Here is a 14,776-nt window from a genome sequence, read left to right as displayed (position 1 = left end):
TGGCATGAGAACCCGTTTTGCCCTTGCCGCCGCCGCACCCGCCGTTGCGTGCGCGGTCCTCGCGATGACCCTGGCCACCGCTGCCCGCGCCCAGCTGCACGACCCCGCCACCCCGCTGGCCGTGGCCTCCAAGGTGGCGCTGCGTGGCGAAGCCAACAGCATCGCCGTGCGCGAGATGCGCATCGTGCGCAAGAACGACATCCTGGTGGTGCAGGCCGACATGGCCAACATGGGCCGCACCGACCGTACCGTGTTCTACCGCTTCAAGTGGCTGGACAACGTGGGCAACCAGGTGGGCGATGGCGAGTCCTGGAAGCAGATGAGCGTGCTCGGCCTGGGCCAGCAGACCGTCAAGAGCGTCGCGCCCACCAGTGCCGCTGTCGATCTGCGCCTGGAAATGAACGTGGAGCCGCGCTGAACGGCGCCGCCCCCTCGAAATTGTTGAGTGAGGAGTTGAAAACTATGACCAAGCACACCATCCAGCGCAGCGCGCTCATCCTGGCCTTCGCAGCCAGCACCCTGGCTCTGTCGGCCTGCCAGAACCTGTCTTCGCCCACCGTGCGTTTTGACCGCCAGGTCAACTACGGCGACGCCAAGGCGGTCGAGCTGGTGACCAACGAGTTCGGCTCCACCGACCTGCAGATGATTGCCGAGAAGATGACCGGCGGCTTGCTCGAAACCGGCATCTTCCAGGGCCGCCCCACGGTGACGATCTCCACCGTGAAAAACAAGACCAGCGAGTACATCGACACCACCAACGTGATGAACTCGATCCAGACCTCGCTGGTCAAGTCGGGCAAGGTGCGTTTCGTGCGCTCCATCAATGAGATGCAGGCCGGGGTGGATGAGCTGCAGCGCCAGAACCAGAGCGGTCTGTACAAGCAAGGCACCACCGCCAAGGTCGGCCAGATGACGGCCGCCAAGTACAGCATGGAAGGCGAGCTGACCAGCATCGTCAAGCAGAACAATGCGACCAAGGACGTGTACTACAAGTTCACGCTCAAGCTGTTTGATGTGCAGGAAGGCACGATCGAGTGGCAGGACGAAAAGGAAATCCGGAAGACCAGCAAGCGCTGATCTTTTCCAAGGAGCACACCATGCAACGCAGAATCACCCTCCACACGGCCCTGGCCGTGATCGCCGCCACCACCATGGCCTGGGGCACGGGCGCCCAGGCGCAGCAGCCCGGCGCGGCGCCCAAGATCGCCGTGACCGACCTGGCCTACGCCCAGCGCGTGTCCGAATACTTCCTGGCCGGTACCTACCAGCGCAGCAGCCAGATGAGCGCGCAGGGCAGCCAGGGCGGTAGCCACAGCCACGGTATGTATGGCGGCGGGGGCTCGTACTCGGGCCAGCAGTCCATGCAGGCGTCAGAGCAGGCTAGCGGCACCTACGTGGCGGGTCGTTACAGCTACATCGAGCAGCGCGAGCTGGGTGGCTACACCAACGACATCAAGGGCGCCATCCTGCAGGGCACGTACTTCCGCTTGGTGCAGGGCAAGGGCTTTGATGCGGGCAAGCCCCAGCCCTCCAAGGCCGAGCAGGTGCTCAACCAGGTGCAGGGCGGCAAGATGGCCACGCCCCAGGCGCAGCCCCAGGTCAACGACGTGATCACCCGCATCAAGAAGGGTGAGTTCAACGGCGCCGACTACGTGCTGTTTGGCGTGGTGTCCAGCATCGAGTTCACCGATGCGCTCTCGCCCCTGCAAGGCACCACCAGTGCCACGCGCCAGTATGGCCTGCAGCTGCTGACCGACTTCTCGCTCATCAACACCAAGACCTACGAGATCAAGGCCGCGTTCTCCGCCCAGGGCGAGGGCAACGACACCAAGATCCTGTCGATCCGTGGCGATATTGCGCCCCCCAACCGGGCCAAGGTGATGCGTGAAACCTCGCTGTCGCTGGCACAGGACGTGTACCAGCAGCTCGCCGTGCAGCTGGGCTACACCGACGCCAACCTGGCGCGCGGCGTGCGTCCACCCGTGGTGTACCAGCAGGGCGGCCAGCCCATGCCTGTGCCGCAGCCGCAGCAGCCCGAGCAGGTGCTGATCCTCAAGTAAGCCGCAGTGCGCATCGCTGTGCACCACCAGCCCTTGCGGGCCATCGCTTGCGCGATGCGGCCCCTCTCCAAGGCCAGCGTTCTGCTGGCCTTTTTTGCGTCTGGCATCTTGGCCTTTGTGTTGGCCGGGTGCTCGGCCGCGCAACCGGTCGCGGGTGAGGCCATCCCTTTCGTATCGGCAGACCCAGAGGCGCCCGCCACGGTGCAGGACACAGCAGGTTTTGTACTGCAGACCTTGCCCGGCGTTGGCGGCGCCACCCTCCAGGCCCTGCAGCGTGGCGAACGCACCGCACCGCTGCGCTACCGCGTGATCGTTATCCCCGGCTCGGGCTGCGCGGGCATGGGACCGATTGCGGGCCGCTATTTTGCGGGCCTGCTGCACGCCCAGGTGCTGGTGCTGCACAAGCCAGGGGTGGCCCCCCAGTCACAGACGAAGCCTGCCGACTGCCCCCACCGGTTTGTGCTGCAAGACCGCCACTCCACCTGGCTCGCACACGCACGCGCCGCGCTGCGCGCCGATGCCCAGCAGCACCAGGGGCAACCGGCGGTGCCGCAGTTGCTTGTGGGGATCTCCGAAGGTGCGGAGCTGCTGCCCGCCCTGGCCCCCGAGGTGCCGCACCTGGCGGGCCTGGTGCTCATCGGCTCCAGCGGGATCGACCCGCAGGAGGCAGGCGCGCTGCAGGCCCACCGCCTGGGCGCGGAGGCCGACTGGGCCGCGTTGTCGCAGATCGTGGCGGGGGCTCCGCCCGACACTGTGGTGGTGCAGGGGCGCAGCCTGGGCTACTGGCGTGACCTGCGCAACTGGCCGTTGACCCTGCCGCTGCTGCGAAGCCCCTGGCCGCTGATGCAGGTGTGGGGCGCCGACGATGCGCTGGTGCCCCTTGCTGCCTACGAGCGTTTTGCAGAGCTGGCCTCCTTGCGCACCGTGCCCTATTGCGCACGGCGCATCGACGGTGCCGACCACGGCCTGCAGCGCCCCGGTGTGGATGGCGTGCAGCAGCTGTGGGCCTGGACCGAGCAGTGGGCACGAGCGCCCGCCTCTGGCCTGTGCGGGCCGCTGTTGCGGTCGCCGTGATGTCCGTACGGTAAGGCTCGGTTCCCGACGCCTGTCGTCGCGCCTCATCCGGTTCCGTGATGAATCCCGCTACCGTTCGGCCAGAGCTTGCACAAACCGTATGGTGGGCGCTCAGCAAACGCGCGATCGACTTGCCGGGGTGCGCACGCAAGTGTTATCGACCGTGGGCTGCTCGTTGACTGCCATAGACTTTGCACTATGAACTTCCAATTCAGGCGAGCGGCAGAGAAGGACGCGGTGGCCGTGAGATCGCTGACTCACGCCGCCTATGCGAAGTGGATTCCGGTGATCGGGCGCGAGCCGCTTCCCATGAAGGCCAATTACGAATTGGCCGTCAGAGAGCACTTGATTGATCTGCTGGAGATGGAGGGCAGCCTTGCAGCGCTGATTGAGATGATCCCGGAGCCAGAATGGTTGCTCATTGAAAACGTTGCAGTCGCACCATCTTTTCAGGGCTGTGGCTGTGCCCGTATTCTGTTGGATCACGCGCAGAACACGGCGTTGGGGCTGCGACTCAAAGGGGTTCGGCTTTTCACCAACAAGCTGTTTGAGTCGAATGTCGGTCTGTACCTCCGACAAGGGTTCGTGGTGGATCGCGAGGAACCTTTCATGGGTGGCGTCACCGTCTACATGAGCAAGTCCTTGATGGCATAACCTCGGGTCGCCATCAAGCTATACAGCGCCATGGCGAACGCAGCGGCCAACCTGGCATCAGTCCAACTGCTGCCAACCAGGTGGTGCCGGTGTCGCTGCAGCCTGCGCCAGCAGCCAGTCGCAAAACACATCCAGCCGGGGCAGCGGACCGCTGGTGCGGCGGCGCACCACGTAGTCATACCCAGAGGCCACAAAACCCAGCGGTGCCACCAGCCGGCCCGCCTGTACGTCGTCCATCACCAAATGCCAGGGGGACACGGCAATGCCCAGCCCGCGCACGGCGGCCTCCAGCGTGAAGTAGTAGTGCTCAAACTCGGGCCCCGTCTGTGAAGGCGGGGGCAGGGGCACGGTAGTACCCGTCGCAGCCCCCCACATGGTCCAGGCGTTGCGCCGCGTGCGGGTGTGCAGGCGCAGGGGCGCGAGGGCCGGGGCGGCCAGATCGGCGGGCTGGTGCAGCGCCAGCCGCTGCGCCAGTTCGGGGCTCAGCACCGGGCCGAGGTGCTCGGGGAACAGCCGTTCCTTGTTCGCATCCCGCGCTCCGGTCGCCTCTTCGGCGGTGATGGCCAGGTCGCCGTGCATGCGGCCCGCACCGGTGTCGGCGTCGGTGGTGCGCAGGCGCACTTCGATGCCCGGGTGCTGCGCCTGGAAGTCGAACAGCCGGGGGATCAGCCACTTCACGGTGAAGGTGCTGAAGCAGGCCACGTCCAGCGGCCCCCGGCTGGGGTCGCTGACCTCGCGCACGGCATCGGCGATGTGGGCAAAGGCGTTGGTCAGCACCGGCTGCAGCACGTGCGCTGCCGGGGTGAGGGTGGGGCGCGCCTTGCTGCCGTCAAACAGGGCAACACCCAGGTGCTGCTCCAGTTGGCGCACTTGCCGACTGATGGCGCCGGGCGTGACCGACAACTCGTCCGCCGCCGCCGTCATGCGGCCCAGCCGGGCGGCAGCCTCGAACGCACGCAGGGCACTCAGTGGGGGCAAGCGGTGACTCATTTATGTGATTTTAGAGCACATAAAAACAGCCAAATCATCGCTTTTCAGAGACCAAGTTGATAGCAACAATCGGTTGATTGATGGGCGATAAGGCTTGAATCACTTGAAAGCCAGCCGCTGTTCATTTCAATTTTTCTATTTGATTCAAGAGAACATAGGACGAACCCATGCCATTTATCCGCACCAACGTTCCGCAGGACACCCCCGCCGCCACGCGCGATGCCATCGTGCAAGGCATCCACCAAGCGCTGGTGGACGCCATTGGTATGCCGCCGGACGAGCTGTTCAACATGGTGGCGGGCTACGCCCCTGGCGAATTTGCCTGCAGCCGCACTTTCAACGGCGTGGCGCGCTCCGACCGCGTGGTGGTGGTCGAGATCACGCTGCGGCGCGGACGCAGCGATGCGATGAAGCGCGCCCTCTACGCCGCCATCGCGCGCAACCTGCAGGCCACGGCGGACGTGGCTCCTGCCGACGTGTTCATCTTCATGCACGAGAACGACTATTCCGACTGGTCCGTGGGCCACGGTCGGTTTGCGATGGATCTGGTGCAGAACACCGCTGCAGGCTGAGCAGCGGCACGGGCTACCGGGGCCGGTACATCTTGAACAGCTGCTCCGGCCCCACGGTGAAGTAATCGGCCGGGCCCCCGCCGCGCAGGATGTGGCCTGCGTTCGCCGTGTCGTACACGCCGTTTTTGAGCAGCGCCTGGTCGATGTGCACGGCCACCACCTCGCCCAGCACCAGCCAGGTGTCCACCTTGGCGCCATCCACGCCCTGCAGCTGCAGGATTTGCGTGCTGCGGCATTCAAAGGTGACCGGGCTTTCGGCCACGCGCGGCGGGCGCACGCGGGTGGAGGGCAGGGGCGTGAGGCCGGTCAGGTCGAACTCGCTCACTTCGGGTGGCACGGCGGCGCAGCTCTGGTTCATCACCTCGGCTAGGTCGCGCGTGGCCAGGTTCCACACAAACTCGCCGGTCTCCTGCACGTTGCGCACCGTGTCCTTGTAGCCAATGCTGGCAAAGCCCACGATGGGCGGCACGTAGTTGAAGGCGTTGAAGAAACTGTAGGGCGCCAGGTTGGTCGCGCCCGCGGCGCTTTGTGTGGCAATCCAGCCGATGGGGCGCGGCCCCACGATGGCGTTGAACGGGTCGTGCGGCAGGCCGTGGCCCTGGCGGGGCTCGTAGCTGTGGAGGGTGCGAGGGGGTGGGGTGGTGGTCATGGGTGTATGCGGCGCGGGGAGATGTGCCGCCACCTTAGCGGCACTGCGAGGGCATTGCAGGCACTTGGGCATCAGATTGCTACTATTTTTATAGCTGTTTGCGCAATACCATCAAGCGTCAGGGCCCAATTTCGTTCAAATCTCTACCGAAACGGGCTCAGTGCAATGGCCCGGTGCGGCGCGCAGGGCATCGACATCCCACGGCAATTCAGGCAATGCCCTGCGCCGGTTGCTGCTGCCCCAGAAACCGCCCCGGCGGCTGCCCCACCGACTTACGCACCATGGCGCTGAACGCGCTCGGGCTGTAGCCCAGTTCGGCGGCGATCTGGCCCATGGGCATGCGCCCGGCGGCCAGCGACACGGCCTTGGCCAGGATCACCTGTTGGCGCCACTGGGTGAAGGTGCTGCCCAGTTCGGAGCGGAACAGGCGGGCCACGGTGCGGGGGCTGGCGCCGGTGTCCTGCGCCCAGTCGGTCAGGGTTTCGTGGCGCGTGGGGTCGGCCAGCACGGCTTCGCACAGGTGGCGCAGGCGCTTGTCCTGCGGCAGGTCCACGCCCAGCTTCACGGCGGCGGCGCGGGCCAGTTCGTCGCGCACCAGGGCGCTCAGGTGCTGCTCACGCCGCAGGTCTGCGGTCGTGGGGGCCTGGCCGCCATCGGGCGCGGTGGGCATTTCGCGCACCAGGGCGCGCAGCAGGTCGGACACCTCCAGCACGCGGCACTGGCGCCAGGCGTCTTCCTGATCGCGCGGCACGCCGGGGCCGCAGCGCCCCCGGGGCTGGTGAAAGTACAGCGTGCGCAGGTCGGCGTCTTCCACCATGGTCACGGCATGCTCCACGCCGGGCGGAATCCACAGCGCGCGCGAGGGCGGCACGATGTAGGTGCCGTGGTTCACCGTGAGCCGGATCACGCCCGTGGTCGAGATCGCCACCTGCGCCCAGGGGTGGCTGTGGGGCATCACCTGCGTGTCGGCGGCCAGCCAGCGCAGCTTGGCGCGCACCGGGCGGGCGGTGGTGGGCACAAACAGCTCGGGCGTGAGCGAGTCCACGTACGACAGCTCGCGCGACCTTCCGGGCTTGGGGCGCGGCACCACCTCGGCGGCAAAGTGTTGTTCCGCCGCCGGTTCGGGGGGCGAGGGGTGTGAGGCAGGCGTGGAGGGCCTGGCGGGCGGGTTTGGCATGTTTGCGATAGAAATTGGCCGTCTATCGTAAACCTGCCGAGGGCATGCTGCCTAAGATCAAGCCCATGACTGCTTCCACCTCCGGCGCCAGCGCCGCCACCACTGCCAACCCCGTCCCCCTGCGGCAGGACGCTCGCACCATCGGCCTCATCGGCCTGGCCCACGGCAGCTCGCACTTCTTTCACATGCTGCTGCCGCCGCTGTTTCCGTGGCTGATCGGTGAGTTCGGCTTCAGCTATTCCGAGCTGGGCCTGCTGGTGTCGGTGTTCTTCGTGATCTCGGGTGTGGGCCAGGCGCTGTCGGGCTTTCTGGTGGACCGTGTGGGCGCGCGGCCGGTGATGTTTTTTGCGCTGTCTAGTTTTGCGGCCGCAGGCTTGGCGGCGGGCACCGCGCAGGGCTACACGGGCCTGCTGCTGGCAGCGGCACTGGCCGGGCTGGGCAACGCGCCGTTCCACCCAGTGGACTTCACCATCTTGAACAAACGCGTGTCGCCACAGCGCCTGGGGCACGGCTTTTCGGTGCATGGCATCAGCGGCAACCTGGGCTGGGCCACGGCGCCGGTGTTCATGGCGGGCATTGCCACGGCCACGGGCTCGTGGCGCACGGCCTGTCTGTGTGGTGCGGTGCTGGCCCTCGCGGTGCTGGCCATCATGGTGTGGAACCGTGACGCTATTGACGACCGCCAAGGCGCCTGGGCGCATCAGGTCAAGGGCGGCGCCGCGGCGGCGAAGCCCGAGCACCCCATGGCCTTCCTCAAGCTGCCGTCGGTGTGGCTGTGCTTCTCGTTCTTCTTCTGGAGCACCTGCGCGCTCAGCGCCATCCAGAGCTTTGCCAGCCCGGCGTTGCAGTCCATGTACGGCCTGCCGCTCAGCGTGACGGCCATGGTGGTCACGGGCTACATGCTGTGCGGCGCGGCGGGCATGCTGGTGGGCGGTTTTCTGGTGGGGCGTGTGCAGCGGCTGGAGAAGATCATTTCGGTGTGCCTGCTCGGCTCGGCCGCGCTGCTGGTGGTGGTGGCGTCCGGGCTGCTGCCAGGCATGGCGGCGCTGGTGGTGGCCTCGGTGGCTGGGTTGGGCACGGGCCTGGCTGGCCCATCGCGTGACATGCTGATCAAGCGTGCCGCCCCCCCCGGCGCCACGGGCCGGGTGTATGGCACGGTGTATTCGGGGCTGGACCTGGGCTTTTGCCTGGCGGCCCCGGTGTTCGGCGCCATGCTGGACCACGGCATGACGGCGGGCATCTTCTACGGCTCGGCCTTGACCCTGGGCTTGAGCGTGGTGTCGGCGGCGCTCGTGGGGGTGGGGGTTGCGGCACGGGCTGCCAGGCCCTTGGCGACGGCGGCCTGAAGGACGCTGGACGTTTGACGGGCACGCCCGCCGGGTTGGCCTGTCCCCTGCATACTCGGACCATGCCATTTCCTATCGAAGAACGCCGTGCCCTGCTCAATGTGAAGGGCGTGGGGCCAACCGTCGTCGCCCGGCTTGAGCAGATGGGCTATGAATCGCTGGCGCATCTGGGCAAGGCCAATGCCCTGGACATTGTTTCCACGGCCTCGGCCATGGTGGGCTCCACCTGCTGGAAGAACAGCCCCCAGGCCCGCGCAGCGATTCAGGCGGCCATTGCACTGGCCCAGTCGCGGCCTGCTTGACCTTTCAGCTGCAAGCCTGGGTGGGGTGTGTTGCAATGCGGCCCGGCGATGGGGCAACAAGGGGCCCCTGCTGCTGCCTCACACCATTTCCAGGACACCCCATGACCCACCCCATCTACAACGCCAGCATTCCCGTCTTCCGCCAAATGCTGGGCTCCCTGAAAGACGTGCTCGCCAAGACCGAGGCCCATGCCACGGCCCGCAAGATCGAGCCGGACGCGCTGCTGCAGGCGCGGCTGTTCCCCGACATGTTCCCCCTGGCGCGCCAGGTGCTGATTGCCTGCGACTTTGCCAAGGGCGTGGCCGCGCGCCTGGCCGGGGTGGAGGTGCCATCCTTCCCCGACGCTGAGCGCCCCGGTTTTGCCGACCTGAACGAACGCATCAGCACGGTGCTGGCGTTCATCGAGGGCCTGCCGCAGGCTGCGTTTGCTGATGCCGCCACGCGCCAGATCACCATCCAGCCAGGCACACCGCGCGAAAAGCAGTTTGTGGGCGAACACTACCTGCTGCACTACGGCCTGCCCCAGTTCTTCTTCCACGTGAACGCGACCTACGCCATTGCGCGCCACAACGGTGTGGAACTGGGCAAACGCGACTACATGGGGCAATACTGAGCACCCGATTCGTCGCAGCTGCGGCGCTGCAGGGCCACTAGCCGCCGCCGTCCCCGCGCTCTTTGGCGAGCGTGTGGAGCAGAGCGGTGAATGTGGCCGTGGCACCCACGTTGTCGTCTGCGCGGTAGACCAGCGTGAGCGGTACGTCCAGCCGCCCGCTGTCCACCAGGGGCCGATAGGCAATCGCGTGAGGGTGCACCCCCAGCATGGAGGATGGCACCACCGAAAGCCCGTTGCCAGCGGCCACAAGGTTGAGGTTGGTGAGCATGCGTGCCACCTCTGCCACCACGCGGGGGCGCACGCCGTGTTCGGCACACAGCGCCAGCAGGTTGGCGTACAAACCCGGCGCGCCCGGACGGCGCACGAGGATCAAGGGCTCACCCTCCAGGTCAGTGATCCGAATGGGCAGTGGCTTTCCGCGCCGCTGGCGCTGTGCCAGCGGATGGTCGATGGGCAGCGCCACCATGGCGGGCTCGTGCTGCAGCGTGTCGAACACCAGGCCCGCAGGCTGTGCCACCGGCACCCGCAGCAAGCCACAGTGCAGGCGGCCATCGGCCACGGCCTCGGTGATCTCGGCGGCATTGTTCTCGCCAATCTCCAGCATCAGGCCCGGGTGGCGGGCGCGGCACGCTCGCAGTGCAAACGGTGTGAACTCGTGGGCCGCGGCCGAACTCGTGAACGCAATGGCCAGCCGCCCAGTCTTGCCCTCGGCCAGCAACCGCATGCGGCTGTGCAAGGCATCGAAGTCGTGCACCAGTCGTGTGGCATCGGCTTGCAGCGCGCGGCCCGCTTCGGTCAGCGTCACGCCCTTGGCATGGCGTTTGAACAAAGTCATGCCTACCGTGTTTTCGAGCGCCTTGATCTGCTGGCTCAGCGGTGGCTGGGCCATGCCCAGTTGCTCGGCGGCCCGGGTCATGTGCCCGGCCTCTGCGACCGCGAGAAAGTAACGGAGCTGGCGGATGTCCATGTCAGCGGTGCGATGGCGCAGGGATTGGCTTCATATGCAAATCGTATCGGAGATGGTCGATGGTCCTATTTGACGTATCGAAACCCCGTTTCTACGATGCGCGGGAGCTTTCTATAACCACGATCATTTCAACGGAGACTTTTCCCATGACTGCTTTGCTGCAGATTTGCGCCTGGCCGCGCTGGACCGTGGCCGTACCGGCCACCCTGGCGGCGGCCGTTCTTGCCGCTTGTGCCCCGGTTGCCACCCAACCGCGCGCGGTGGCAGAGGCAGCACCCACCGCAACGCCTTGCCCCCAGGATTTGGCGCCCATTGCCCGCTGCTTGTCGGGCAAGGACTCTGCAGGCGCTTACTACCTCATCGCCATGCCGCAGCAGTGGAACGGCCACCTGGTGCTGCATGTCCACGGCGGCCCGGCGCTGGGCGCGCCCAAGATGGAGCGCTCGGTAGAGGACCTGGGGCGTTGGTCCATCATGGTGCGTGCCGGGTATGCCTGGGCGGGCAGCACCTTCCGCCAGGGCGGGGTGGAAGTGCGCGCAGCGGCTGAGGACACCGAACGCTTGCGGCAGATCTTCGTGCAGCACGTGGCGCAGCCGCAGCGCACTGTGCTGCACGGCCAGTCGTGGGGCGCCAGCGTGGCGGCCAAGGGGGCCGAGATGTTCCAGACCACCGCCGACGGAAAACGGCCCTACGACGCCGTGCTGCTGACCAGCGGCGTGTTGGCAGGTGGCACACGCTCGTACGACTTTCGCACCGACCTGCGCGTGGTCTACCAGTACCTGTGCCACAACCACCCCCGTCCCACCGAGGCGGCCTACCCACTCCACATCGGGCTGCCAAGCGATGCCGTGATGATGCAGGCCGACCTGGCCTTGCGTTTGAACGAATGCCTGGCCCTGAACAAGCCTGTGGCAGAACGTACGCCCGAGCAGCAGCGCAAGGTCCAGACCCTGGTGGACGTGCTCCATATCCCGGCCAGCTCTATCCAGGGCCACATGAACTGGGCCACCTTCCACTTCCGCGACGTGGTGCAGCACCGCACGGGCGGCGTCAGCCCGTTTGGCAACCGGGGTGTGTTGTATCGGGGCTCGCCCGACGATGCAGCCCTGAACGCCGCAGTGTTGCGCTACCGCGCCGACCCCGCTGCCGTAGCCCGCTTCGCGCAGGACACGGACCTGACCGGCCGCATCCCCGTGCCCGTGCTCACCGTCAAAGGCGTGAACGACCCTACGGCCTTCGTTGAACTGGACGCGGCCTTCAAGGTCACCATGGCGCAAGGCGGCAGCGCGGAGCGCCTGGTGCAAACCTTTACCCAGCACAACACCCACAGCTACCTGAGCGACCCGACCTACCCCACGCTCATGACGGCGCTGCTGCGCTGGGTGGACGGGGGCGACAAGCCCACGCCCGAGGGCATTGCGCGGCAGTGCGCAGGCATGGAGGCACCGTTTGGCAAGGGCTGCGCCTTCATGCCGGGCTATGTGCCGGCTGCGCTGAACACCCGTGTAGCCGACCGCGAGCGGCCGTAGTTTGGCTTGTACGGGAGTTTCCGCCCCGCCATGAAAAAAGGCCCCGCAGAGCGGGGCCTTTTTTTGTGCTACTGCGACTCAGGGCCGCAGCGGCTGGGGTCTGATTCAGGCGGCCACAGCCTTGAGGGCTTCGTTCAGCGTCTTGCTGGGGCGCATCACGGCGTCCAGCTTGGCGGTGTCGGGCAGGTAGTAGCCGCCGATGTCAGCGGGTGCGCCCTGCACGGCCGCCAGCTCGGCCACGATGGTCTGCTCGTTGTCGGCCAGTTGCTTGGCCAGCGGGGCGAACAGTTGGGCCAGTTCGGCGTCGTCCGTCTGCGCGACCAGCTCTTGCGCCCAGTACAGGGCCAGGTAGAACTGGCTGCCACGGTTGTCGAGCTGGCCGGTCTTGGGCGAGGGGTTCTTGTTATTGCCCAGCAGCGTGCCCGTGGCGGCGTCCAGCGTCTGGGCCAGCACTTTGGCCTTGGTGTTGCCGGTTTTCAGGCCCAGGTCTTCCAGCGACACGGCCAGCGCCAGGAACTCGCCCAGCGAATCCCAGCGCAGGTGGTTTTCTTCCACCAGCTGCTGCACATGCTTGGGCGCAGAGCCGCCCGCGCCCGTTTCGTACATGCCGCCACCGGCCATCAGCGGCACGATGGACAGCATCTTGGCCGAGGTGCCCAGTTCCATGATGGGGAACAGGTCAGTCAGGTAGTCGCGCAGGATGTTGCCGGTGGCGCTGATGGTGTCCAGGCCACGGATCACGCGCTCCAGCGTGTAGCGCATCGCACGCACCTGGCTCATGATCTGGATATCGAGGCCGACGGTGTTGTGCTCGTGCAGGTACATCTTCACCTTGGTGATGAGTTCCTTTTCGTGCGGGCGGTACGAGTCGAGCCAGAACACCACGGGCATGCCGGAGTTGCGGGCGCGGTTGACGGCCAGCTTCACCCAGTCGCGGATCGCGGCGTCTTTGACCTGGCACATGCGCCAGATGTCGCCGGCTTCCACGTCCTGGGACAGCAGCACTTCGCCCGTGGCCAGGTCGGTGATGTTGGCCACGCCGTCTTCAGGGATCTCGAAGGTCTTGTCGTGCGAGCCGTATTCCTCGGCCTGCTGGGCCATCAGGCCCACGTTGGGCACCGTGCCCATGGTCTTGGGGTCGAACGCGCCGTGCCATTTGCAGAAGTTGATGATCTCCTGGTAAATGCGGGCAAAGGTCGATTCGGGCATCACGGCCTTCACGTCCTTCAGGCGGCCGTTGGCGTCCCACATCTTGCCGCCGTTGCGGATCATGGCGGGCATGGACGCGTCCACGATGATGTCGTTGGGCGAGTGGAAGTTGGTGATGCCCTTGGCCGAATCGACCATGGCCAGTTCGGGGCGGTGCTCGTGGCAGGCGTGCAGGTCGCGCTTGATCTCGTCGCGCTGGCTTTGGGGCAGGGTTTCGATCTTGCTGTACAGATCGACCATGCCGTTGTTCACGTTCACGCCCAGCTCTTCAAAGGTCTTGGCGTGTTTGGCGAACGCGTCCTTGTAGAAGATCTTCACGCAGTGCCCGAACACGATGGGGTGCGACACCTTCATCATCGTGGCCTTCACGTGCAGCGAGAACATCACGCCGGTCTTGCGGGCGTCTTCAATTTCCTTCTCGTAGAACTCCAGCAGCGCCTTCTTGCTCATGAACATGCTGTCGATCACTTCGCGGTCGAGCAGGCTGACCTTGGGCTTGAGGACGATGGCCTTGCCGCTCTTGGTGATCAGTTCCATCTTCACATCACGGGCGCGGTCCAGCGTCATGGACTTTTCACCGTGGTAGAAGTCGCCCGCGTGCATGTGCGACACGTGCGAACGCGATGCCTGGCTCCACTCGGCCATGCTGTGCGGGTTCTTGCGCGCGTATTCCTTCACGGCCTTGGGGGCGCGGCGGTCGGAGTTGCCTTCGCGCAGCACGGGGTTCACTGCCGAGCCGGTGCACTTGTTGTAGCGGGCCTTGATTTCCTTTTCCTTGTCGTCCTTGGGCTGATCCGGGTAGTCGGGCAGGGCGTAGCCCTTGGCCTGCAGCTCGGCAATGGCCGCCTTGAGCTGGGACACCGAGGCGCTGATGTTGGGCAGCTTGATGATGTTGGCATCGGGCTGCAGCGTCTTCTTGCCCAGCTCGGCCAGGTTGTTGGGCACGCGCTGTTCTTCGGTCAGGTAGTCAGAGAACTCACCCAGGACGCGTGCTGCCACCGAGATGTCGCTCTCCAGCACGTTGATGCCCACCGGTGCCGCAAACGTGCGAATGATGGGCAGGAAGGAAGCCGTGGCCAGACGGGGTGCTTCGTCGGTCAGGGTGTAGATGATGGAAGGTTGCTGGGTCGTCATGGCTTGTCTCACGAAACAGAGTAGGTAGGTGCCCCCGGCTGCGTCGCAGCGGGGCCAAACGCGGATGCTCTCTGATTCTCCTTGCTCGGGGCTGTCTGCGCCCACTGTTTTTGCAATCGAATCTCACAATGCAAAATTATCATAAGCTCAGGGCACTTTTTTTCATAAAAAGGGTGGTATTACCCCTCTGCCGTGAGCGGTTTGGCCGGGTTGGTGCTGGCGTGCTGTCACTCCGAAAGCGCCATGAAGCGCCATGCTGGGCATGGTCAGACCTCGTGGGCGGCAGGCCAACGCCGGGTAGCAGGCCGGGGATTGCGGGAGGGCGGGTTGCCCTCAATTTTTAGTAAAAATGGCCGCTGGCGCTTATCCTGAATGCGCTAGCAGCTATGAAAATGTGAGCGAATCGTTGATCGCCGCCCTGCAGCGCGACTGCACGTCGTCTCAATCCCATCCTCCTGCGCGCACCCGCCGCAGTTAGAAAGGAGCAGTTCATGTGCCG

General features: G+C 65.8%; 15 protein-coding genes. 10 read left to right on the top strand and 5 right to left on the bottom strand.

The genetic code is table 11. The features are described 5' to 3' along the window. Nucleotides 1–4 precede the first annotated feature (4 nt). The 5 genes from OIN59_RS01215 to OIN59_RS01195 all read left to right on the top strand — a co-directional run bounded on the left by OIN59_RS01215 (nucleotide 5) and on the right by OIN59_RS01195 (nucleotide 3,788). Nucleotides 5–418, top strand: coding sequence for a YcfL family protein (locus OIN59_RS01215; RefSeq protein ID WP_055395763.1), 414 nt, complete (start codon nucleotides 5–7; stop codon nucleotides 416–418). Nucleotides 419–462: 44 nt separating this feature from the next. Then, entirely contained in the window at nucleotides 463–1,077 is a 615-nt protein-coding gene (lpoB, locus tag OIN59_RS01210) for a penicillin-binding protein activator LpoB (RefSeq protein ID WP_274106289.1), read from the top strand. Nucleotides 1,078–1,097: 20 nt separating this feature from the next. Continuing rightward, nucleotides 1,098–2,060, top strand: a complete 963-nt coding sequence (locus OIN59_RS01205; protein WP_274106287.1) for a hypothetical protein — start codon at nucleotides 1,098–1,100, stop codon at nucleotides 2,058–2,060. A 6-nt stretch (nucleotides 2,061–2,066) separates the two neighbouring features. Then, nucleotides 2,067–3,134 (top strand): alpha/beta hydrolase, encoded by a 1,068-nt coding sequence (locus OIN59_RS01200; protein ID WP_274106285.1) that lies wholly within the window; start codon nucleotides 2,067–2,069, stop codon nucleotides 3,132–3,134. A 198-nt stretch (nucleotides 3,135–3,332) separates the two neighbouring features. Beyond that, nucleotides 3,333–3,788 carry a GNAT family N-acetyltransferase gene (locus OIN59_RS01195; protein WP_274106283.1) on the top strand — a complete coding sequence of 152 codons (456 nt, stop codon included), beginning with the start codon at nucleotides 3,333–3,335 and terminating at the stop codon, nucleotides 3,786–3,788. 57 nt (nucleotides 3,789–3,845) lie between these two features. On the opposite strand, the gene OIN59_RS01190 is transcribed toward OIN59_RS01195, so the two are convergent. Continuing rightward, a complete protein-coding gene (locus OIN59_RS01190) occupies nucleotides 3,846–4,778 on the bottom strand; it encodes a LysR substrate-binding domain-containing protein (RefSeq protein ID WP_274106281.1) in 933 nt (310 codons plus the stop codon). Nucleotides 4,779–4,945: 167 nt separating this feature from the next. Here OIN59_RS01190 and OIN59_RS01185 point away from each other — a divergent pair, with 167 nt between their 5' ends. Then, nucleotides 4,946–5,350: a tautomerase family protein gene (locus tag OIN59_RS01185; RefSeq protein WP_274106280.1), complete on the top strand. Its 405-nt coding sequence runs from the start codon at nucleotides 4,946–4,948 to the stop codon at nucleotides 5,348–5,350. A gap of 13 nt (nucleotides 5,351–5,363) precedes the next feature. On the opposite strand, the gene OIN59_RS01180 is transcribed toward OIN59_RS01185, so the two are convergent. Together OIN59_RS01180 and OIN59_RS01175 are read right to left on the bottom strand one after the other, a co-directional pair. Next, nucleotides 5,364–5,999: a flavin reductase family protein gene (locus tag OIN59_RS01180; protein ID WP_274106279.1), complete on the bottom strand. Its 636-nt coding sequence runs from the start codon at nucleotides 5,997–5,999 to the stop codon at nucleotides 5,364–5,366. 208 nt (nucleotides 6,000–6,207) lie between these two features. Next, a complete protein-coding gene (locus OIN59_RS01175; RefSeq protein ID WP_274106278.1) occupies nucleotides 6,208–7,176 on the bottom strand; it encodes an AraC family transcriptional regulator in 969 nt (322 codons plus the stop codon). Nucleotides 7,177–7,241: 65 nt separating this feature from the next. Here OIN59_RS01175 and OIN59_RS01170 point away from each other — a divergent pair, with 65 nt between their 5' ends. The 3 genes from OIN59_RS01170 to OIN59_RS01160 all read left to right on the top strand — a co-directional run bounded on the left by OIN59_RS01170 (nucleotide 7,242) and on the right by OIN59_RS01160 (nucleotide 9,438). Continuing rightward, on the top strand, nucleotides 7,242–8,522 hold the full coding sequence (locus OIN59_RS01170) for an MFS transporter (RefSeq protein WP_274106277.1): 1,281 nt from the start codon (nucleotides 7,242–7,244) through the stop codon (nucleotides 8,520–8,522). A 62-nt stretch (nucleotides 8,523–8,584) separates the two neighbouring features. Beyond that, nucleotides 8,585–8,824, top strand: coding sequence for a helix-hairpin-helix domain-containing protein (locus OIN59_RS01165; protein WP_274106276.1), 240 nt, complete (start codon nucleotides 8,585–8,587; stop codon nucleotides 8,822–8,824). Between the two features lie 101 nt (nucleotides 8,825–8,925). Beyond that, entirely contained in the window at nucleotides 8,926–9,438 is a 513-nt protein-coding gene (locus OIN59_RS01160) for a DUF1993 domain-containing protein (RefSeq protein ID WP_274106275.1), read from the top strand. 37 nt (nucleotides 9,439–9,475) lie between these two features. Here OIN59_RS01160 and OIN59_RS01155 read toward each other — a convergent pair whose 3' ends face one another. Beyond that, on the bottom strand, nucleotides 9,476–10,405 hold the full coding sequence (locus tag OIN59_RS01155) for a LysR family transcriptional regulator (protein ID WP_274106274.1): 930 nt from the start codon (nucleotides 10,403–10,405) through the stop codon (nucleotides 9,476–9,478). Nucleotides 10,406–10,551: 146 nt separating this feature from the next. On the opposite strand from OIN59_RS01155, the gene OIN59_RS01150 reads away from it, so the two are divergent. Then, nucleotides 10,552–11,934 (top strand): alpha/beta hydrolase, encoded by a 1,383-nt coding sequence (locus OIN59_RS01150; protein ID WP_274106273.1) that lies wholly within the window; start codon nucleotides 10,552–10,554, stop codon nucleotides 11,932–11,934. A gap of 105 nt (nucleotides 11,935–12,039) precedes the next feature. On the opposite strand, the gene OIN59_RS01145 is transcribed toward OIN59_RS01150, so the two are convergent. Continuing rightward, a complete protein-coding gene (locus OIN59_RS01145; RefSeq protein ID WP_274106272.1) occupies nucleotides 12,040–14,277 on the bottom strand; it encodes an NADP-dependent isocitrate dehydrogenase in 2,238 nt (745 codons plus the stop codon). Between the last annotated feature and the right edge of the window lie 499 nt (nucleotides 14,278–14,776).

This window comes from Acidovorax benzenivorans, from assembly GCF_028680575.1.
GTDB lineage: Bacteria > Pseudomonadota > Gammaproteobacteria > Burkholderiales > Burkholderiaceae_C > Acidovorax > Acidovorax benzenivorans.
This window is presented reverse-complemented; position numbering and strand designations above follow the sequence as displayed.

Bases quoted from the DNA above. Each gene is read 5' to 3' on its own strand.
- OIN59_RS01150 (WP_274106273.1), top strand. From the start codon at position 10,552: ATGACTGCTTTGCTGCAGATTTGCGCCTGGCCGCGCTGGACCGTGGCC.
- OIN59_RS01175 (WP_274106278.1), bottom strand. From the start codon at position 7,176: ATGCCAAACCCGCCCGCCAGGCCCTCCACGCCTGCCTCACACCCCTCG.
- OIN59_RS01180 (WP_274106279.1), bottom strand. From the start codon at position 5,999: ATGACCACCACCCCACCCCCTCGCACCCTCCACAGCTACGAGCCCCGC.
- OIN59_RS01145 (WP_274106272.1), bottom strand. From the start codon at position 14,277: ATGACGACCCAGCAACCTTCCATCATCTACACCCTGACCGACGAAGCA.
- OIN59_RS01190 (WP_274106281.1), bottom strand. From the start codon at position 4,778: ATGAGTCACCGCTTGCCCCCACTGAGTGCCCTGCGTGCGTTCGAGGCT.
- OIN59_RS01205 (WP_274106287.1), top strand. From the start codon at position 1,098: ATGCAACGCAGAATCACCCTCCACACGGCCCTGGCCGTGATCGCCGCC.
- OIN59_RS01160 (WP_274106275.1), top strand. From the start codon at position 8,926: ATGACCCACCCCATCTACAACGCCAGCATTCCCGTCTTCCGCCAAATG.
- OIN59_RS01165 (WP_274106276.1), top strand. From the start codon at position 8,585: ATGCCATTTCCTATCGAAGAACGCCGTGCCCTGCTCAATGTGAAGGGC.
- OIN59_RS01185 (WP_274106280.1), top strand. From the start codon at position 4,946: ATGCCATTTATCCGCACCAACGTTCCGCAGGACACCCCCGCCGCCACG.
- lpoB (WP_274106289.1), top strand. From the start codon at position 463: ATGACCAAGCACACCATCCAGCGCAGCGCGCTCATCCTGGCCTTCGCA.
- OIN59_RS01155 (WP_274106274.1), bottom strand. From the start codon at position 10,405: ATGGACATCCGCCAGCTCCGTTACTTTCTCGCGGTCGCAGAGGCCGGG.
- OIN59_RS01215 (WP_055395763.1), top strand. From the start codon at position 5: ATGAGAACCCGTTTTGCCCTTGCCGCCGCCGCACCCGCCGTTGCGTGC.
- OIN59_RS01170 (WP_274106277.1), top strand. From the start codon at position 7,242: ATGACTGCTTCCACCTCCGGCGCCAGCGCCGCCACCACTGCCAACCCC.
- OIN59_RS01195 (WP_274106283.1), top strand. From the start codon at position 3,333: ATGAACTTCCAATTCAGGCGAGCGGCAGAGAAGGACGCGGTGGCCGTG.